The sequence below is a fragment of the Sphingomonas sp. PAMC 26617 genome (assembly GCF_000242835.1).
Lineage (GTDB): Bacteria > Pseudomonadota > Alphaproteobacteria > Sphingomonadales > Sphingomonadaceae > Sphingomonas.
Genome location: NZ_JH594426.1, coordinates 310,834 through 329,272, shown reverse-complemented (window position 1 = coordinate 329,272; position 18,439 = coordinate 310,834). Strand labels below are relative to the sequence as shown.

Here is an 18,439-nt window from a genome sequence, read left to right as displayed (position 1 = left end):
GGCCTGCGATGACGATGGCGTTCACGGCAATCCCACCGGCACTGCTCAAGACCGTGAAAGTCGGACAGCGGGTCGACTTTGCCATGAGGATGCGCGGTTCCGTGGCGGAGGTTACAGCGATCCGCTCGCGTTGATCCTGGGCGGTGCGATCGTTTCCATTGGTACGCGGCGACCATCGCACCTTCCCGAACTCAGCCGATCCCCCCAAGTATCCGGATCTTCGCGGTAGCCGTCGCCGCTGCCGGCTTGTGAGATACATACTCTTTTGTCGATGATCGGGCGCGACCCTACCGGGCAAGACTCCATCGGCGCATTTGCGCCGACCAAGCCACCGTGCCAGCGTCTCTGCCCTCGCGGGTGAGGATCCTCGCTTGAGGTGTGCCACGTGGCACACCTGTGGACGCGCAGCGCGCGAGCAATGCCGATCGTTGTTGATGACCTCCCCCACGGAGGCGATCGACACGACGATCGTCCGGGCGAGCTCCCGCGCCGCCCGCCACGCGGCAGATCGATCCGGCAACGAGCGCGACGCCTACTTCCAGGATGCTGGGGTCTGCTTGGATTTGCAATGACAGCGTGTTTTCGCCTGAGCCTTGTGCCATAGCGGTCGGGCTTGGGCATGGCTTGAACACCATCCTTGGCCCGCATGTGCGGTCGAATGCTGGGTCCCCGATTTCCGTCGGGCGGCCCGCGAAATACAAGACCTTGCTACCGCTTGTCGGTGCGGGGAATACGTGGGGCGTGGTTACCAGTGTTCCCGCGTGTTCAACCGTCCCGGCTACGGGCGGTTGATGGAACGCGCGCCATGTCCTTGATCAAAAGTTTGCTTATGAGGTTCCGCCGGCGTCAAAGCCCTTCAAAGCGTTTCTCCGGAAATGGTTCGGGAATGCTTCAGGTCGAAGCGCTGGTGCAGGCACATGGTGACTGGCTGGCTCTTCTGGCCACGATACTGGAACGCGAACGCGTGATCACAGGCGCCGAACTCGCCCGCACCCTGTCAGAGTTTGCCGCGCATACAGCCGAAGATCGCCCTGCCGAGGGAGAGATCCTTTCCTTTTGGGCCTCGCGCTTGAACGACACAGCCGCAACTCTCGGCAAATTTCCGTCCGTTCACTAGGGCTTCACTCATGCTAAGTGGCGGCCGCTGCCGATCGCCGAGGTGCGCATGGGGTCGGCCTGCTTCGAAATTAAGAACTCGCCGACGCGTCGTGGGCGCTCGAACGTGACCTGTTCGCCGCGTTCGCGCGCCGACTCAACCCATTCGCGATGTCAATTTGATCAACAGAGCCCGTCAGGAGTTATCCCTGATCTGGAGCCGAATCATTCCGCGTCGTGAGTATTTTCGAGAGCATGCTGACCAACGAACCGGGCAGACGTCCTGCCGAACGGACGCCCCCAATCCCGACGCCCGATGTAAGCGCACCGGATCGAATTGCCCGCCTGACCGATCGGCAACGGTCTTATCTCCGCCTTGTGCTTCAGAACCGCAACTCGAAGGAGATCGCGGCGGCCACAGGTAGCAGCCACCGGGCGGTCGATAAGCAGCTGTTAAAGGCTAACAATATCCTCGGTGTGCCGACCCGTTTTGATGCCGCGCGGCTACTGGCGGAGTACGACGGAGGGGTAGAGCCCTTACCCCCTGCAAACGACCTACCTTCCGCGCCGCCAACTTTCCCGCTTCCCCTCCCGTTGCCGACCGCTGAGGCGGCAGCGAATATGCTCACCTGGAAGCAGGTTGCCTTCTGGACCGCGATCATCTCGATCGTGACCCCCTTGGGCCTAACTGCGGCCGGCATGGCGATTGTAACGCTGCTTCTTCTGCTCGGGCTGAAACCAATGTGATGGGCGTGCGGTGCCCAAGGAGGCCTTATGCAATCCCTTTCGAACACAAGCCGGATCGTCGCGGACGAACTGCGCAGAGCGGAGCGATCGATCAACCTAGCCACACGCGGTACGGCGCAATTTTTGCTGACCACGCTCGAGGCGACGGAGGCGCACAGCCTATCCGCCGCAATGACGCAGCGCACGGTGAAGGCGACGGTCGCGGCGCTGTCGGCCCTCGTCGATGGTCAAGATCAGATGGAAATGCGAGCGCATCTGTTTGTCGAGAAAGTCGGTCGCCAACTGGGTCTGACGGAGACGAGCTGGGGCGAGAATTTGCCGAAGCCATCATCTGCGTCGCTCGAGGAGATCGACTTTCCGCCGATTGTCGAGGTTACGTCACCGCAGGGGTAACGGCGGGCGGGCGGGGAGAAGTCCTATGAGCGCCCAGATATTCCTCGCGGTCATCTTCAACGTCGTCATGGTCGGCGTGCTGCTCTTCGCGGCACTCAGAGGGGGCAGGCCCGAGCGATTGGGCGCGCTCATCAACATGGCGGGGTTCGCCACGACTACGGCTATTCGGTTGATCGCAGCGAGACAAGGCTGGGCTCCAGGTGAGGTATCGATCCTGGTCATTGATGCGGGCGTCGCCGCCGGATTCTACTGGCTGGGCGTTACGACGACCCGCTTCTGGCCGATCTGGGCGGCAGGGTTTGCTGTAGCCGATCTCTTCATGAGCATCTTCGGCGCCCTGCTGCCACGCGTGCCGCTCTTTGCTTACCACACCGGGCTCGGGATTTACGCCTACCTCGCGCTAGGCGCGCTTGCGCTCGGCACGTTCCGCTTGCCGGCGAAAGCCGAGCCCTACATCCGAAACGGATCAAGACGATTATGGGTGCAGCATCTGAAGGAGACGACCTGATCGACGTCGTCGTGCGGCTGCCGCGCAAGGCGATCGAAGAAACTTTGCTGTCTATGCCGCCAGACGCGAGAGACCTGTCCGAGCGCAGGCTTGCCGAGGCCAGGGCGGTGTTGGTCGGCCGGCGTCGGCGGGCGACCCACTTCAACGGGGTCCGCTTCTATGATCCGAGCTGGGACATGATCCTGGAGCTTTACGTGGCTACGTGCGAGCGGCGCCGCATCGCTGTGTCCCAGCTTTGTAAGCTTAGCGGAGGCTCGACGACCACCGCTTTGCGCCACATCGAGCATCTCGAGGCGCTTGGATACATAGTCAGACAAACGGATCCTGATGACGGACGCCGCCTGATCGTCGGCACGCTTACTCCCCTTCTTGCTGCTTCGGAGCAGTGGCTCGATCTTCAGATCGCCGAGTCCCAAATACAGGATCGGAGATCGGGCTGACGATTTCTACGGGTCACGCTCGACTCCGTTCTTCGGTCACCAGTGACATATCGAACGATCGAAAAAGTCCCATTCGGTCTACCGCTAGGACAGACGGCGGCAGCCAATTTCGAGCCTGAACTTGCAGGCCCTCGCTCCCATGACTGCAATTTTCCCGCCACGCCTATCCGGCGCGGCGCTAAGGAGCATGCTCTCCTTCTGCGCTACATGTCACGTGAGACAGCCGAATCGTCGGATTCTCACGCCGTTACCGAAAGCACGAGCGAAAGCGCGACGGCGTTACCGATAGCACGTGTCTCAGCGGCACGGCGTTATCGATAGCACGAGCGAAGATCGATGCTTCGTTACCGATAGCACGTGATTATTGCCCGTCCCGTTACCGATAGCACGATTCATCGCGCACGACCGACCCGCCAGCGATGCTTAACAATCGACGTTGTGGATCGGCTCAACGCTGACCGCCGCCGTCCACCCGGGCGGGCGCCACAACGATCAAGGGGGACGCTGTGCGGACATGAAAAACCCGGCACGAGGCCGGGCTTTTCGGGACGCCTGCTAGGGCGGATGTGAGAACCCTCACTTAGCTGGCTCCCTTTCATATTGCTACCCCAAAGCGCCGACCGTGGCGCCACGGTGTCGCTGTGTCTGCACGGGCTCCCCTCCCAGGGAGAACGAACAATGGCTGCTGCCCAAAGCCCCGGTCGGGGACTACGCCGGTTTGACGAGCATGCCGCCAAGGCGACGAAGCTTGTCGATGAGTTTTGCGGGCTCGAGACCGGAATGGCACCTTCCAACGCGCTTGCCGCGCTCAAAAGGGCGGCTCCTTATATGGGCGTCCCCCTGCGCGTGGTCTCCGTCATCGATCTCCTGTTTGCCTGGACGAAGCCGCAGGACTGGCAGGGTGGACAAATCCCCGTCGTTTGGCCGTCGAACGACCTGCTCGCGCAAAAGCTGGGCGTAACCGTCCGACAGGTTCAAAAGCTCTTGAATCAGGCACAGTCCTTCAGTCTGATCAGCTTTCGGGATAGTCCGAACGGTCATCGTGGTGGACGCCGCGGGGCCGACGGCTTCATCACGTGGGGCTACGGCATCGTGCTCGCTCCGATCGGGACCAGGCTTCAAGAATTTGCTGCCCGCGCGGCCAAGGGAGCCGCAGAGGACGCGGCACTGACAGTGCTCCGCAAGCGCCTTGCCGCTGCCCGCAGGAATATCAGGGCTCTCGCCCAAACGGCATTCGACGCCGACCTTCACGATTTGAAGGCGGGTGACGATCTTGCGTTGGCGTTGATGGCCACCGACCAGATGCGCTGCGTCCGCGATGCCGGCCTTCTGACGGCCTGTGTGGAGCAGATCGAAGAGCGTGCGCGTCGTCTTGCCGAGGCTGTTTCGGCCAAGATTGCCGTCCCCAATATGGTTAGCGATCAGGATGATTGTTCATGCTGGGATGGACCTGAGGACATCCACTCTACAACTACAAACCAACCCCAATCTGCTAAAGCAGATACCCGTAGTCGCTTAGCAAATAAAAGTAGTGAGAATGGGGACGCCCTCCCCTCTCAACCTCAAACTGCAGTCGACGACGATCTGGAGAAACACGGTGTCGACCCGGAATTCATGATGTCGATCGCGCCGGAGCTCTGTTCCGGTCTGCCCTACCGCGATGGATCGTGGGGCGAGGTGGTCGCCACCGCGGAGCGGCTTGCGGGCCAGTCGGGGATCAGCAATCACGCGTTCAAGGAAGCCTGTCGCATCATGGGCCAGCGAGGTGCTGCTGCCTCCGTCATCGCCACCATCCAGAAATACCGGCGCGGCGAGGTTCAGCGGCCCGGCGCGTATCTTCGCGGAATGAGCAGCAAAGCTGACAAGGGCGAATTGAACCTTGGGCGGACGCTCCACGGCCTCAAGGACACGAGCCGCGCGGTCGCCATGCGGGGGATGTCCGATGGGACCGATGCGACGCCGATCGGGAGCCTGATGTCGCGGCTGGTTTCCCGGGGAGCCGGACTACGATGACGGGATCTCGTCATCTTTTCAAAGGCCTGGACCTCGTACTGCACACCTGGTCTTTGAACGGCTTTCACGGCGTTACCGATAGCACGAGTCCCGACCGAGTTTGCGGTGGCTCGCACCTACCGAAATGTGAAACACACCCCGATTTACCGGCTAAATCGCTCCAAATCCTCGTGCTATCGATAACGCGGTCGCTTATCCGACTGCAGGTTTGCGGCCGATCGGCTATAAGCGGCTTTGCTAAGTGAAGCTGGTGGGAGCCCCGACGATGGATTCGCGAGAAGTCGCTCTCACCCAGGGCAAGCTGTTCGACTATCTCGACAGCCCGCTGCACGGCAAAGTCCGTGGCGAGCAAAGCATCATGGACTTTCCACTCTTCTCGTTAGCGAAGCGGCCTCAGATGGAGGCCATGACCTACGAGATGGACGGCGTCAAAATCGAGATCAAGCCCAGTTCGAGCGGTATCGCGACGATGTGGGATAAAGAAGTCCTGATCTACGTCCTGTCGTTGATGGTGCAGCATATTGGTCGGACCGGGGGTGAAGTACAGAACGTCTTCACCTTCAATGCACACGACTTCTTCCGGGCGACCGGCGTCGGACGCCCATCGAAGCGTGATTACGATCGCTTCATCGAAGCGCTCGGTCGCCTGCAGGGCACGCAGATCCGCACGAATATCAAAACCGGCACCGTGGGGACGAAGGGCTTCTTCTCCTGGTTCGCGGAAGCGCAGGCGACCACTCGCGAAACGGCGAGCGGCGTCGATCAACTCATGCCCGTCCGCGTCCAGCTCTGTGATTGGCTCGTCCGCGCGGTCTCGCGCGACAGCCGTATCTATGACTACCACAACGACTATTTCCGTCTCGGCTCGATTGAACGACGCCTTTATGAATTGGCGCACTGCTACTGTCGTGATGAAGAATATGAAATGCCTCTGGAAATGCTGGGTGCGAAGATCGGCTCAACGTCGCCGCTCCGCACGTTGAAAAGTCAGCTGAAGAAGATCGCAGTCGAGAATAAAATGCCGAGCTACTCAATCGAAGTGCGGGAAGTTGTTCCGGAAGTTCCTGCGCGGGATAAACTAGGCCGACGGGTCGGGAGGCCCGAGACGGTCGTCGTGATGAAGCCCAAGGATCGTTTGACAGGAACTCGAGCCGCGTTGGCCGCCTGATATCGATCCATATGCCTGACGTCCTGCGCAACTATCTGCAGCCGACGCGTCCCGACTGGCTTTGGAAGATGGCTTCGCGGTAGCGATGCTTCGTCGGGCACAAGGCGTGCAGAGGAGAGGGAGCCTTCGGCTTGTTGATCCGGTGATGGGCACCGGGCGACAAGAAGGAAGCCCTCGATGCGCACCTCAGCCGCAGCTCTCGAACTCGACTTCACCGAACCCTCGATCACGGCCGCCAAGGCGGTCGCCGACACCATCGCCAGGAACGGATCGCTCCAGCGCGAAACGCTGCTGCGGGTCATGGAGCAAGCCTATGGCGGATCCTCGGCCGACGGTCGTTGGTCGCTACGCGACGCTTACGACATGCTCGAACTCGCCGAGGTCATGCACCTGGCGAAGGCCGACCTGCCGTCCACACCCGGCGATTGCCTTGCCGCGCTGACCGAGCTGGTCGCCAACCTGCCGACGCATACCGTTCGCAGCGAGGAGCAGATCGAGCTTCAGCAATTCTCGACCCCGGCCCCGATCGCCTACCTCGCTGCGCTCGCCGGCAGGATCGCGGCCACGGATCTGGTCCTCGAACTGTCTGCCGGGACAGGCCTACTCGCCGCCTTCGCGCACCGCGTCGGTGCCCGCCTGGTCCTCAATGAGATCGATCCGGCGCGCGCTGAGATGCTCGCTGCCGCGTTCCCGGGCGTTGCTGTCACGCGGCACGACGGCGAGTTGATCCACGATCTACTCGAACCAACGATCCGGCCAACGGCCGTCCTCATCAATCCTCCCTTCTCGCGCAGCATCGGTCGCCACGCCGACCCGCTGGCAGCGTTCCGGCATCTTCGCGTCGCCTTGATGCGTCTCGGCACCGGAGGCCGCTGCGCCGCAATCCTGCCCGATCGCGTGGACACATCGAGTCGCGCCTGGGCCAAAGCGACGGAGGGTTGCACCCTCACGTTGCACCTCGAGCTGCCGGCAAATGCCTATGCCAAGCACGGCACCAGCCAGGCCGTGAAGATCATGGTGTTGGAAAAAGGCACCGGCACGCCGGCCGAACTGATCCGCTGCGCGACGCTCGCCGAGGCGCTCGCGGCGATCGCGGCAAAGGCCGCTTCCCCCGTATCCGCGCCTGTCCCGCGCACCGCCTCGCTGCTCGCGCGCCCTGCAGGGCGCAGCTCGCTGCTTGGCCGCCTCGCCAGCAAACCGCGCCTCAACGCACCACCTGCAAAAGCCGCGAGGTCGCAGACCGCGACGCCGATCGATTACACCGTGTTCGCCGAGCCACTCCCGACCGGCGAGTCTGTCGGTGTGTACCTGCCATACCGGCCCAGCCGGATCGCGATCGGCTGCGCATCGGCGCATCCAACCGCGCTGGTGGAATCGATCGCCATGGGCTCGATCACCGCACCGCGGCCGACTTACGTCCCCACGCTCCCGCAAGCCGTCGTCGACGCGAAGACGCTTTCCGACGCACAGCTCGAGACGCTGATATATGCCGGCGACGCCTTCGAGCGTGACATCCCCGGCCTGTTCAAACCTGTCGAGGAGGGGCTATCGATCGCACCATCCGAGGATGGCCGTCCGTATCGGACCGGCTTCTTCCTCGGTGACGGCACCGGCGCTGGCAAGGGCCGCCAGGTCGCCGCGATCATTCTCGACCAGTGGCTGCGCGGTCGCCGTAAGCACATTTGGGTCTCCAAGACCGAGACGCTGCTCGAAGATGCGCGGCGCGACTGGACCGCTGTTGGCGGTCTCGCACTCGATATCCAGCATCTCAACCAGTGGAAGCTGGGAACGCCGATCGGTGCTGGCGAGGGCGTGCTGTTCCTCACCTATGCGACGCTGCGCTCCAATCGCGGCGACAAGGGCACGCGGCTCCAGCAGATCCTCGAATGGGTTGGCGACGACTATGACGGCATGATCGTATTCGACGAGGCGCACGAGATGGCCGGTGTCGCAGGCGGCGAAGGCAGCTTCGGCACCAAACAAGGCTCCGACCAGGGCATCGCCGGCGTACGCCTGCAGAACCTCCTGCCGCGCGCCCGCGTCCTGTACGTCTCCGCGACCGGGGCATCGGACGTCAACAATCTGGCCTATGCCACGCGGCTCGGCCTGTGGGGTCCGGCCACGGCGTTCGCCGATCGCCGGACCTTCGTCGACTCCCTGCGCCGAGGGGGGATCGCGGCGCTGGAACTGATCGCGCGCGACCTCAAAATGCAGGGCCTCTATGTCTCGCGGGCGTTGAGCTTCGCCGGCGTCGAGTACGACATCCTCGAACACAAGCTGACGGTCGACCAGATCGAGGTGTACGACGCCTATGCCGATGCGTGGGCGATCATCCACAGCAACCTGCGCGCCGCCCTGGACGCGACCCGTGTGACGGACAGCTTCTCGAATGACACCTATAACAGCGGCGCCAAGGCGGCCGCACTGTCGATCTTCGAATCCACCAAGCAGCGGTTCTTCTGCCAACTCCTGATCGGCATGAAGCTGCCCTCGCTCGTTCCCGCGATCCGCGCCGATCTCGCCCGTGGCGAGAGCGTCGTGATCCAGCTCGTCTCGACGTCCGAGGCGATGCTCAACCGGGCACTTGCCGCGCTGACCGTCGAAGAGCGGGCGAACCTCGACATCGAGCTTTCCCCGCGCGAGTTTCTCATGTCGTACCTCACGGCCGCCTTCCCGGTCCGACAGATGAAAACCTTTGTCGACGAGACCGGCAAGACCCGCTCCGAACCGATGTCCGACGAGGACGGCCGCCCCGTTTTCAGCCAGGAAGCGCTCGAGATGCGCGACAATCTCCTCGAGCAGCTCTGCGCGCTTCCGATCGTCGGATCCGCGCTCGACCATATCATCGGCCATTTCGGCACCGACGCGGTTGCCGAGGTGACGGGGCGCAGCCGGCGCGTCATCATGGACGCCCACGGCCGCCAGCGCGTCGAAAGCCGCTCGCCCCGCACCAATCTCGCCGAGACTGACGCCTTCATGCGTGGGCAGAAGAAGATCCTGATCTTCTCCGACGCTGGCGGCACGGGCCGCAGCTATCATGCGAGCCTCACGTGCGAAAACCAGTCGCGCCGCAACCATTACCTCCTCGAGCCGGGCTGGCGTGCTGACGCCGCCATCCAGGGGCTCGGCCGCACGCACCGGACGCATCAGGCGACCGCGCCGCTGTTCCGGCCGGTGTCGACCGACTGCCGGGGCGAACGTCGCTTCATCTCGACGATCGCGCGCCGGCTCGACAGCCTGGGCGCGCTCACCCGCGGCCAGCGCCAGACCGGCGGTCAGGGCCTGTTCGACCCGCGCGACAACCTCGAAAGCGACTATGCAAAGGAGTCGCTTGAACAGTGGTTCCGCCTGCTCGCCAACGGCAAGCTGCGCTCCACCACACTGGACGAGTTCCAGAAACTGACCGGCCTCGAGCTGGAGGGTGAAGGTGGCGGGCTCAAGGAGGAGATGCCCCCGATCCAGCGCTGGCTTAACCGTATCCTCGCGCTGCGCATCTCCATGCAGAACGTGATCTTCGACGAATATCTCGGGCTGATCGAGGCGCGCATCGAAGCGGCGAGAGAAGCCGGCACGCTCGATCTCGGTGTCGAGAGCATCAACGCCGAGCGCATCATGATCCTCGATCGCACCGTCATCCGGCGCGACCAGACCAGCGGCGCCGAGACCGAGATCCTTCGATTGGAAACCGAAGAACGCTACAAGCCGCTCGCGCTAGATCGCGCCTTGCGGATCCTCGGCGACGACACCCGTCCGATCGTCAACCGCAAGTCGGGCAAGGCCGCGATCCGGTGCAGCACCTACTCGCTCACCGACGACGATGGCGAGATCGTGCGCCGCTACGAGCTGGTCCGCCCGACGCGCACCGAACGGATGCGGCAGGATCTTCTCCTCGAAACGATGTGGGAGGATGCAAGCGAAGCCCAGTTCGAGGCGCTCTGGCAGGCCGAGGTCGAGGAGATGTCGGGCAAGACACGCACCAACACGCTCTACCTCGTCACCGGCCTGCTCCTGCCGGTCTGGGACCGCCTGCCCGACGATCACGTCCAGGTCTGGCGTCTGAATACCGATGACGGCCAGTCCTTCCTTGGCCGGATCGTCCCCGCCCCGCTCGTCACCAAGCTCGCAGACGCTTTCGGTATCGCCGCCACCATCACGGTGTCAGGTGCCGAGACCGCCAAGCACGTCCTGGGGACGGCTGAGATCACCGCACTCGGTGCGTACCGGCTGAAGCGCAGCCTGGTCGCAGGACAGCAGCGTCTCGAACTGCTCGACTGGCCACACACGCGATTGCCCGAACTGAAGGCAGCCGGGTGCTTCACCGAGATCATCCAGCACAAGACACGGATGTTCATTCCCGTCGCGACTGCCGCGACCGTGATCGACCGTATCACCGCCTGACCCGAGCAAGGCTCTCTTCCCGGGTCATCAAAAGGAGGGGAGGGAGCCTTCGGCTTTGTGAGCTTGGAGGACCAGGCTCGCGTGACCGCGGGACGCGGCGCGCCATTTCCAAACGGAGACGACCGATGATCCAGTCCGTGAAGGTCAAGAACCTGACGCTGTCGAAGGACAATGTGCGCAAATCCAACCGTGACGCAGGGATCGACACCCTCGCCGCGAACATCGCAGCCCAGGGGCTGTTGCAGAACCTCGTCGTCACCCCGCTCAAGAAGGCGGGCACGTTCACCGTTAAGGCGGGCGGTCGCCGCCTGCGCGCGCTCCAACGTCTGATCGAGCAGGGCACCCTCCCCGCCGACCACGCCGTCCCGGTGCTCGTGCTGGGCGATGACGACAACGCGATCGAGGCAAGCCTCGCCGAGAACTTCCAGCGTGTGCCGATGAATCCGGCCGACGAATGCACCGCGTTCAACTTCCTGATCCAGAAGGGCATGACGGCCGAGGACGTCGCCAAGCGTCAGGGCGTGACCACCCGCTTCGTCGAGCAGCGCGTGCGCCTTGCCGAGCTGGCCCCGCCTGTCTTCGAGGCGCTCGCAGCCGGCGAGATCACGCTCGGCGTTGCGCAGGCTTACGCGATCACCACCGACGTCAACCGCCAGTCGCGTGTGTTCGCCCAGATGAAAACGTCCTACTACGGCGACAACCCCGACAATATCCGTCGCGCCATCCTCAACGGCACCGTCAAGGCGAACGACGCCAAGGCGCGCTTCGTCGGTCGCGAAGCCTATGTCGCAGCAGGCGGTCGCATCGAGGGCGACCTGTTCGCCACGGAAGGCGATGAGAACTGGATCGACGTCGACCTCATCGAGACGCTTGCCGCCTCGAAGCTCGAAGCCGCAGCGGCCGAACTGGCGCGAGATCAGGGCCTTGCGTTCGTGACCCCGATCGCGGCGACGCACGTCCCCTACGACCTCGAGCGCCAGCTTCACGAGTATCACGCGCCTGCCCGCGCCCTCACCGAGGACGAGACCGCGCGTGTCGAGGTTCTGTCGGCCGAAAACGACACGCTGATCGACCAGCTTGAGCAGGAACTGCCCGACGGCAGCGCCGAAGCCGAGGCGGCGAACGCGCGTATCGAGGCGATCGAGCGCGAACTGGAGACGATCGAGGACGCCCGTCACGAGATCAATCCGGCGCTAAAGGCGCAGATCGGGACGTTCGTGTATATCGGGGGTGATGGCGAACCCCGCGTCCACACCCGCCTCTTCAGCGAAAAGCCGGTCGTGGATCCGAACGCACCGCCCAAGGAATCGGGCGGTGCAGCCGGGGACGGCGATGCCGGTGACGCCGAACAGGGTCCGAAGCTCAGCGCCACGCTGATCGACGAACTGGCGACGCAGCGCCGCCAGATCCTCGCCGCCCACGTCGCCAGCGACCCGGTTATGGCACTCGACCTGACCATCTTCCTGATGGCGCAGAACGTGGTGTTCGAGCAGGCGCACATCCCGAACCACTCGACCTTGAAGTCGAGCGCCGCGGGCTTCCCGATCTTCGGGTTCCGCGACGAGGGATCGATGGCGTCGCAGACGATCGACGACCAGCGCCAGCGGCTCGACACGAGCTGGGCGGGTCTGCCGACCATGACCGCCCGCTTCGACGCCTTCCGCGCGCGCGACGACGAGGCCCGGGGCGCTTGGGTTGCATACTCGATAGCACGAACTCTTGAACCGACGCTCAACGTCGCCGAGGGCTATCGGAGCAACGGCTTCCACGACCATCTCGGTCGCCTCCTCGACATCCAGGTCGAGAATTGGTGGCGCCCGACGGCCGAGAACTTCTTCAGCCGGGTCAAGAAGACCGTCATGCTCGACGCGCTCGAGGAGATCGGAGGCCCGATCCTGCGCGGCCGCTACAAGGACGCCAAGAAGGGCGACCTTGCCGGCACCTGTGCTTCGCTGTGCAACGGCCAGGGTATCGTCGAAGCCGAGATCCGCGAGAAGGCGACGGCTTGGTTGCCGGAAGCCATGCGCTTCGAGGGGATCGAGAAGGCGGCACGCACGCCGCTGCGCTCGAGTTTCGCCGATGACGAGACCGGCACTGATCCGGACGAGGACGAGGATACCGACCTCGACACCGGTGACGACGCAGTGATCGATCACGAGGAAGAGGAGGGTTTCAGCCAAGCGGCCTGACGCCGGCTTGCACATTTCGAGGCACCTGGGGGCGGCACTCTTCGGAGTGTCGCCCCTCTTTTTGTGACCCGGCACCGTCCGCTTCCAGAGGGGAGGATGCTCACGCGGGTTTGCCTCACCTCAATCAGGAGACCGATCGTGGCACAGACCACCGACAAGCCCTCGCCTGCCGACATCATCACCAACACCATCATCGACAAGCTCGAATCCGGCGTGCGCCCCTGGGTCAAACCATGGCGCCCCGGTCTGGGCGGTCGCCCGCTGCGCGCGACCGGCGATCCCTATAAGGGCATCAACTGCTTCTGGTTGTGGCTGTGTGCCGAGGGTGCCGGGTACAACTCGCGCACCTGGATGACCTACAAGCAAGCGCAGGCGCTTGGCGGCCAGGTCCGCGAGGGCGAGCGATCGCAGATCGCGATCTTCTACAAATCCTACAGCAAGACCGTCGAATCCGTCGTCACCGGCGACACGACCGACGAGATGCGGCGCGTGCTGCGCTCCTACGCCGTGTTCAACTGCGACCAGATCGACGGGCTGTCTCCTGACTTCTACCCGAGGCCTGTCAGCATCGTGCCCCCGGCCGATGCGCTCCACGAGCGCGCGCAGCGCTTCCTCGATGCGCTGCCGGCAACCGTCCACACGCGCGGCGATCGCGCGTTCTACGACCGCACCGCCGACAGCATCACGATGCCGCCCGTCGAGCTATTCTCGACCCGCGCCTACCACGCCGCCACGCTCGCCCATGAGGCTGGCCACTGGACCGGCCATCCCGACCGGCTCGATCGCACGTTCGGCAAGCGCTTCGGCGATGACGCCTACGCGTTCGAGGAGCTTTGCGCCGAGATGACCTCAGCGTTGCTCGGTGCCGATCTTGGTCTGCCGACGTCGCATATGGACGACCACGCCGCCTATATCGGCTCGTGGTTGAAGGTGCTGCGCAAGGACAGCCGCGCGATCATGACCGCCGCGGCGAAGGCCGAAGCGGCAGCCGGCTATCTGCTCGGCGCAACCGGCCTCGACGCCTCGGCCGAACCCGAGGAACAGATCCGTGAAGCGGCATGACCGCTCCGGCCGCCCTCCCCGACCTCGGCGCCTACCGGCGCTTCGTCGTGGCATTCAGTGGCGGCAAGGACAGCCTTGCCGCCCTGCTCCACCTCCTCAGCCTCGGGGTGCCGGCACACGCGATCGAGCTGCATCACCATGATGTCGATGGCCACGGCCCGACCTTCATGGATTGGCCGTGCACCCCCGCCTATGTCCGCGCGATCGCCGAGCATTTCGGGATCGCTCTCTACGTCTCGTGGCGCGAGGGCGGCTTCGCGCGCGAGCTGGCGCGCGACGACGCGCCGACCGCGCCGATCGCGTTCGAGACGCCGACTGGCATCGGCCGTGCCGGGGGCAACGGCCCTGCTGGCACGCGCGGGCTTTTTCCCCAGACGTCTCCCGATCTTCGGGTGCGCTGGTGCAGCCCCGCGCTGAAGATCGACGTCCTCGCGGCCGCGATCCGGAATCAGCCGCGCTTCCTTGACGGCCGCACGCTCGTCATCACCGGCGAGCGCGCCGAGGAAAGTCCCTCGCGTGCGCGCTATGCGACGTTTGAGCCGCATCGCACCTCCACCCTCGCGCGTGCAGTCGATCATTGGCGCCCGGTCCATGACTGGACCGAGCGCCTGACCTGGGACGCGATCTCGCAAGCGCGCATCCGCCCCCACCCGGCCTACGTCCTGGGATGGGGACGTCTGTCGTGCCGAGCCTGCATCTTCGGCTCACCGGACCAATGGGCGACGCTCCGGCTCGTCTTCCCTGCCGCCTTCCGACGGGTTGCGGCTCGCGAAGCCGCGAGCAGGAAGACGATCCATCGCACGCTCACCGTCACGCAGCTTGCTGATCGCGGTACGGCGTTCCCGGCTGCGACGCTCCATCCCGACGAATTGGCGCAAGCCGATGATCCGGTCTGGCGTCTCTCGATCCTGGCGGATCGCTGGACGCTCCCTGCCGGCGCCTTCGGCGACCATGCAGGCCCGCCATGAACGCCGCCACGCGCGTCGATCTCATGGACCTGCTCGGTCCCACGCGGGAAGACCCGCTGTGGGAAGCCGAGAAATCGGGATGGCGCAGCTTCGTCATGGGCAACGACCGTTGCCATTACCATCGAGCGAGCAAGCTCCGCACGGCTTGGCAATACGGCTATGACGCGGCCTCCCGCTCGGCCGACCCTGTAGGAGGGATGCTCTGACCAAGGCCGCGTTGACGGAGGAGAGGGAGCCTTCGGCCTTTTGAGCGCGCGTGTGCGCTCAGGAGGTCCGGCCATGCTCTACGACACTCACTACCGCCACAAAGAGGCGCTTTCCCCCGACGCGCTTGGCACCCTGCCCGCAGCACTACATGCCCTGAACGCGGGCGTCGACGACTGCAAGCGTGCCGGCAAGCCGATCGACCGCGATGCATCGGTCCTGCTGCTGATCCGCAACCTGGCGTCCGTCGCCGAACGTGGAGCGCCCAGCACCAACGAACTGCGCCTGCGCTGTGCGGAAGATCGGGGTACCGTCATTGCAGGATCCGCGCTGCTCGACATCGCCGGCAACAGCGTCGTCGGCGACGGAGCGGCGAAACGTACCTTCCATCGGCAGGCACGCCTCGCGCTCGCTTCGCTCGCCGAGACGATCGGCCTCGAGGCCCATGACGTCCGTATCGATAGCGACATGGGGGGTATCGCGGACGATGGCACGACCGAGCTGCGCCACGCCGATCTCTCGATCCGGGTGCGGCCGCACAGCTTCCTCCCCGACAGCGAGATCACCTTCAACCGCTGCCGGGGCGGCGAACACGCTGGCCCCGTTCAACGCGCGCCGATCGCCGAGCTGCTGGATGCCGCCACGTTCCAGCGCCGGCTCACCGCGACGGTTGGCGACGTGGGCGCTCCGCGCCTCGCCGCTGCCGCCTGATCCCTCACGTCATCGGAGACTTATCATGGGTTGGCTCTTCATGCGCGATATGGGCGGCCACGCCTCCGCGCGCTCCTATCTCGACAACCAGTTCACCTACCAGCGTGACACGCATCGGCTGACAGTTCTCGCGTCAGCCATGGTCGGATCAACCTATTACGCCGCTTGCGAGCGCCTCGCCGACGACGCCGAACGGATCGTGTTCGGCATCGTCTGCCTCACCAAGACCAGCACCGGCGCGCGCGACGGATGCACCTTCGGCTATAAGGACATGGATGAAACGGCCGGGCCGAACGAGAGCGAGTGCCCGGCCGCGATCCTCGACGAGCTGACCGCTACGGACAGCGAATATGCCTTGGCCTGGCGCGCGCGGTGCCGCGCCAACCTGCTCGCGAAGAAGCTCGACCGGGCCAAGCCGACCCCGAAGCCTGGGCAGATCATCATCTTCGATGAGCCCATGCGCTTCAGCGACGGCAGCGACCGCAGCCGCTTCGAGGTGGTTGCCAACCCCAAAGGCAAGACGCCGCTGTTCCGCGACCCGGAAAGCCGCGCGATCTGCCGCATCCCGGCGTTTCGCAAGCGCGCCTACCGCATCGTTCATGCGGCGATCATCGTCCGGGATACGACCAATGGTTGATCGCCCGCCCGTCATCGCGGCCTGGGGGGCCGGCGTCGACTCCACCGCCATGATCGTCGAGCTCGCCGAACGCGGCGAGCCCGTCGACATGGTTCTCTTCGCCGATCCCGGCGCCGAAAAATCGGCGACCTATGCGTTCATCCCCGTGTTCCGGGCCTGGATGTCGGAACGCGGCATCCCATCCGAGATCGTCCGCTACCAGCCCCGCAACTTCAAGCACTGGCCGCCCTGTGCGGGCATCGCCGAGAACATGCTGACCAACGCCACCCTTCCCTCCGTGGTATTTGGTGGCGGGTCGTGCAGCCAGAAATGGAAGGCGGCCCCGCAAGATGCCTGGACCGCCCAGTGGGAACCCGCGCGCCGCTGCTGGGACGCAGGCGGGCGCGTGGTAAAGCTGATCGGCTACGACGCCTCGGGACGCGACACGCAGCGTTATCATCATGCGGTCGGGTGCGAGGATCCTCGCTACGCCTACCGCTACCCCTTGCGGGAATGGGAATGGTCGCGCGCCGACTGCGAGGCGCGCATCGCGCGCGCCGGACTCCCCGTCCCACCCAAATCGAGCTGCTATTTTTGTGGCAGCATCAAGCCCGACGAGGTGCTGGAGCTTTCAACCGAGGAGCTGCGCATCATTGTGTTGATGGAAGCGCGAGCCAAGCCTCGCCTTCGCAATGTCGACGGCCTGTGGCGCAAGCCGGTGCTTGGCCGTCGCGGTGCGACGCCGCGTCCCGGCAGCATCACCGAACTCATCCGCGAACGCGGCCTCCTATCATCGGCCGAAGTCGACCGCATCATCGAGACGGCGCCCTTGGCGCTACTCGATTTTCAGGCCGCGCAGGCCGCACTTCTCCCTGAGCAACGCGTCCCGATGGGGCGCTGGCTCGACGACTTTCATCGCGCGTCCGACGCGCTGGCCAAAGACCATCACCATCATACTGAGATTCCGGCGAACTCTGCACCGAACCGGCACTGACTGCCTGTGGCGTCACCTTTGCCGAGGGTCACAAGGACCACGGGTGGACGATGGCGCTGGAGTTTCAGGCGCATCTCAATCGCGATTGGAACGTCGGCGATCACGCTCGCGAGATCAGCAGCGTCCTCTCCGCTGGTCGCTTCGGGGCCCACGCCCACGAAGGCTGGCCCCCTCTCGCCTTTCCGGCCGAGCGTCCCCGCTACGAATGACCCGAACCGCTTGGGTCTCCAATTTTGCCAGCCTTCAGAAGTCCGGTCTCATGAAGACCTTCACCGACCCCTTTCGAATACCCTGCCCATTACCGTGCGGAAATCACTGTCGAGGCGGAAGACGTCGTCAGCGCCTGCCGCTCCGCTTGTCGATGCATCGCATACGACCGACGGGTGGAAGAGCCTCAATACGGAGCATCCCACTTATGTCAGCGCTTGTCGCTGAAGGTGCGGACGTCGCGCCTTAGCGCCTTGTCCTCGATGGCGGCGCTGCCTCCGCCCTGCCCGTCCCGGGCCTGTTCTCGCAAGCCACGGCGTGCGCGGGCTATACCGCGACCCGGAGCGAGGATCTGGTCGACAGCTTGCGCACCATGGTCGATGCGATCGGCGCCGATGGAGCGCCCACGGATCACCCCAGCGGCGATGGTCCGCTTGTGTGCAACGTGGCAGGCGCTTCTCGACGACATCGCGACGTTCGGGTTGAGCCCCACGTCAACCGTAGCAGCAAGCGTGGTCACGTCTGCGCCCGACGCCACCTGACGCCCGACAGCCTTCCGCCAGAGAGATGCGGCACATGGGCGGCCGCGAGACCCCCGCAACCGCAAAAATCCGGGCCGAGTTGCCGCTTTGCGGCTGCCCGCACCACCCCGGTTTTTGCGGTTTCCCTCCGCTTCGCGTCGGTGCGGGCGCCCCTCATTCGGCTGCCCAGGAGGTGCGCATCCGG

General features: G+C 64.5%; 18 protein-coding genes. 17 read left to right on the top strand and 1 reads right to left on the bottom strand.

Annotated features, from left to right (window positions below; all coding sequences use genetic code 11):
* Positions 1-8 precede the first annotated feature (8 nt).
* From RH91_RS23320 to RH91_RS22695, 17 genes are all read left to right on the top strand, one after another.
* Positions 9-134 (top strand): copper-binding protein, encoded by a 126-nt coding sequence (locus RH91_RS23320; protein WP_010165200.1) that lies wholly within the window; start codon positions 9-11, stop codon positions 132-134.
* A gap of 671 nt (positions 135-805) precedes the next feature.
* Positions 806-1,117 (top strand): hypothetical protein, encoded by a 312-nt coding sequence (locus RH91_RS20210; protein ID WP_232283626.1) that lies wholly within the window; start codon positions 806-808, stop codon positions 1,115-1,117.
* 233 nt (positions 1,118-1,350) lie between these two features.
* Positions 1,351-1,842, top strand: a complete 492-nt coding sequence (locus RH91_RS20205) for a DNA-directed RNA polymerase sigma-70 factor (RefSeq protein ID WP_029624132.1) — start codon at positions 1,351-1,353, stop codon at positions 1,840-1,842.
* A 123-nt stretch (positions 1,843-1,965) separates the two neighbouring features.
* Positions 1,966-2,235: a hypothetical protein gene (locus RH91_RS20200; protein ID WP_232283625.1), complete on the top strand. Its 270-nt coding sequence runs from the start codon at positions 1,966-1,968 to the stop codon at positions 2,233-2,235.
* 25 nt (positions 2,236-2,260) lie between these two features.
* Entirely contained in the window at positions 2,261-2,743 is a 483-nt protein-coding gene (locus RH91_RS20195) for a hypothetical protein (RefSeq protein ID WP_010165195.1), read from the top strand.
* Positions 2,713-3,183, top strand: coding sequence for a winged helix DNA-binding protein (locus tag RH91_RS20190; protein ID WP_051116749.1), 471 nt, complete (start codon positions 2,713-2,715; stop codon positions 3,181-3,183). The genes RH91_RS20195 and RH91_RS20190 overlap by 31 nt, the downstream gene beginning before the upstream one ends.
* A gap of 678 nt (positions 3,184-3,861) precedes the next feature.
* On the top strand, positions 3,862-5,196 hold the full coding sequence (gene repC / locus RH91_RS20185; RefSeq protein WP_010165193.1) for a plasmid replication protein RepC: 1,335 nt from the start codon (positions 3,862-3,864) through the stop codon (positions 5,194-5,196).
* A gap of 265 nt (positions 5,197-5,461) precedes the next feature.
* Positions 5,462-6,364 (top strand): replication initiator protein A, encoded by a 903-nt coding sequence (locus RH91_RS20180; RefSeq protein WP_010165192.1) that lies wholly within the window; start codon positions 5,462-5,464, stop codon positions 6,362-6,364.
* A gap of 177 nt (positions 6,365-6,541) precedes the next feature.
* Entirely contained in the window at positions 6,542-10,762 is a 4,221-nt protein-coding gene (locus RH91_RS20175) for a strawberry notch-like NTP hydrolase domain-containing protein (RefSeq protein WP_010165190.1), read from the top strand.
* A gap of 125 nt (positions 10,763-10,887) precedes the next feature.
* A complete protein-coding gene (locus RH91_RS20170; protein WP_010165188.1) occupies positions 10,888-12,951 on the top strand; it encodes a ParB/RepB/Spo0J family partition protein in 2,064 nt (687 codons plus the stop codon).
* Between the two features lie 138 nt (positions 12,952-13,089).
* Positions 13,090-14,013, top strand: a complete 924-nt coding sequence (locus RH91_RS20165) for an ArdC family protein (RefSeq protein ID WP_010165186.1) — start codon at positions 13,090-13,092, stop codon at positions 14,011-14,013.
* A complete protein-coding gene (locus RH91_RS20160; RefSeq protein WP_010165185.1) occupies positions 14,010-14,981 on the top strand; it encodes a phosphoadenosine phosphosulfate reductase domain-containing protein in 972 nt (323 codons plus the stop codon). The genes RH91_RS20165 and RH91_RS20160 overlap by 4 nt, the downstream gene beginning before the upstream one ends.
* The gene (locus RH91_RS20155) at positions 14,978-15,187 is read left to right on the top strand and encodes a hypothetical protein (RefSeq protein ID WP_010165184.1); all 210 of its coding nucleotides are present in this window, start codon (positions 14,978-14,980) and stop codon (positions 15,185-15,187) included. The genes RH91_RS20160 and RH91_RS20155 overlap by 4 nt, the downstream gene beginning before the upstream one ends.
* Positions 15,188-15,260: 73 nt before the next feature.
* On the top strand, positions 15,261-15,896 hold the full coding sequence (locus RH91_RS20150) for a hypothetical protein (protein ID WP_010165183.1): 636 nt from the start codon (positions 15,261-15,263) through the stop codon (positions 15,894-15,896).
* Positions 15,856-16,533 (top strand): DUF6927 domain-containing protein, encoded by a 678-nt coding sequence (locus RH91_RS20145; RefSeq protein ID WP_232283624.1) that lies wholly within the window; start codon positions 15,856-15,858, stop codon positions 16,531-16,533. Before RH91_RS20150 ends, RH91_RS20145 begins: the two co-directional genes overlap by 41 nt.
* A complete protein-coding gene (locus tag RH91_RS20140) occupies positions 16,526-17,506 on the top strand; it encodes a hypothetical protein (protein ID WP_010165180.1) in 981 nt (326 codons plus the stop codon). The genes RH91_RS20145 and RH91_RS20140 overlap by 8 nt, the downstream gene beginning before the upstream one ends.
* 50 nt (positions 17,507-17,556) lie before the next feature.
* Positions 17,557-17,715 carry a hypothetical protein gene (locus RH91_RS22695; RefSeq protein WP_157137054.1) on the top strand — a complete coding sequence of 53 codons (159 nt, stop codon included), beginning with the start codon at positions 17,557-17,559 and terminating at the stop codon, positions 17,713-17,715.
* Between the two features lie 209 nt (positions 17,716-17,924).
* On the opposite strand, the gene RH91_RS20135 is transcribed toward RH91_RS22695, so the two are convergent.
* Positions 17,925-18,233: a hypothetical protein gene (locus tag RH91_RS20135; RefSeq protein ID WP_157137053.1), complete on the bottom strand. Its 309-nt coding sequence runs from the start codon at positions 18,231-18,233 to the stop codon at positions 17,925-17,927.
* Positions 18,234-18,439 lie beyond the last annotated feature (206 nt).

What these genes read in the sequence shown, in the direction of transcription:
- RH91_RS20160 (WP_010165185.1), top strand. Translation starts at nt 14,010, where the DNA reads ATGACCGCTCCGGCCGCCCTCCCCGACCTCGGCGCCTACCGGCGCTTC.
- RH91_RS20175 (WP_010165190.1), top strand. Translation starts at nt 6,542, where the DNA reads ATGCGCACCTCAGCCGCAGCTCTCGAACTCGACTTCACCGAACCCTCG.
- RH91_RS20210 (WP_232283626.1), top strand. Translation starts at nt 806, where the DNA reads ATGTCCTTGATCAAAAGTTTGCTTATGAGGTTCCGCCGGCGTCAAAGC.
- RH91_RS20140 (WP_010165180.1), top strand. Translation starts at nt 16,526, where the DNA reads ATGGTTGATCGCCCGCCCGTCATCGCGGCCTGGGGGGCCGGCGTCGAC.
- RH91_RS20150 (WP_010165183.1), top strand. Translation starts at nt 15,261, where the DNA reads ATGCTCTACGACACTCACTACCGCCACAAAGAGGCGCTTTCCCCCGAC.
- RH91_RS20205 (WP_029624132.1), top strand. Translation starts at nt 1,351, where the DNA reads ATGCTGACCAACGAACCGGGCAGACGTCCTGCCGAACGGACGCCCCCA.
- RH91_RS20155 (WP_010165184.1), top strand. Translation starts at nt 14,978, where the DNA reads ATGAACGCCGCCACGCGCGTCGATCTCATGGACCTGCTCGGTCCCACG.
- RH91_RS20195 (WP_010165195.1), top strand. Translation starts at nt 2,261, where the DNA reads ATGAGCGCCCAGATATTCCTCGCGGTCATCTTCAACGTCGTCATGGTC.
- repC (WP_010165193.1), top strand. Translation starts at nt 3,862, where the DNA reads ATGGCTGCTGCCCAAAGCCCCGGTCGGGGACTACGCCGGTTTGACGAG.
- RH91_RS22695 (WP_157137054.1), top strand. Translation starts at nt 17,557, where the DNA reads ATGGCGCTGGAGTTTCAGGCGCATCTCAATCGCGATTGGAACGTCGGC.
- RH91_RS23320 (WP_010165200.1), top strand. Translation starts at nt 9, where the DNA reads ATGACGATGGCGTTCACGGCAATCCCACCGGCACTGCTCAAGACCGTG.
- RH91_RS20190 (WP_051116749.1), top strand. Translation starts at nt 2,713, where the DNA reads ATGGGTGCAGCATCTGAAGGAGACGACCTGATCGACGTCGTCGTGCGG.
- RH91_RS20170 (WP_010165188.1), top strand. Translation starts at nt 10,888, where the DNA reads ATGATCCAGTCCGTGAAGGTCAAGAACCTGACGCTGTCGAAGGACAAT.
- RH91_RS20180 (WP_010165192.1), top strand. Translation starts at nt 5,462, where the DNA reads ATGGATTCGCGAGAAGTCGCTCTCACCCAGGGCAAGCTGTTCGACTAT.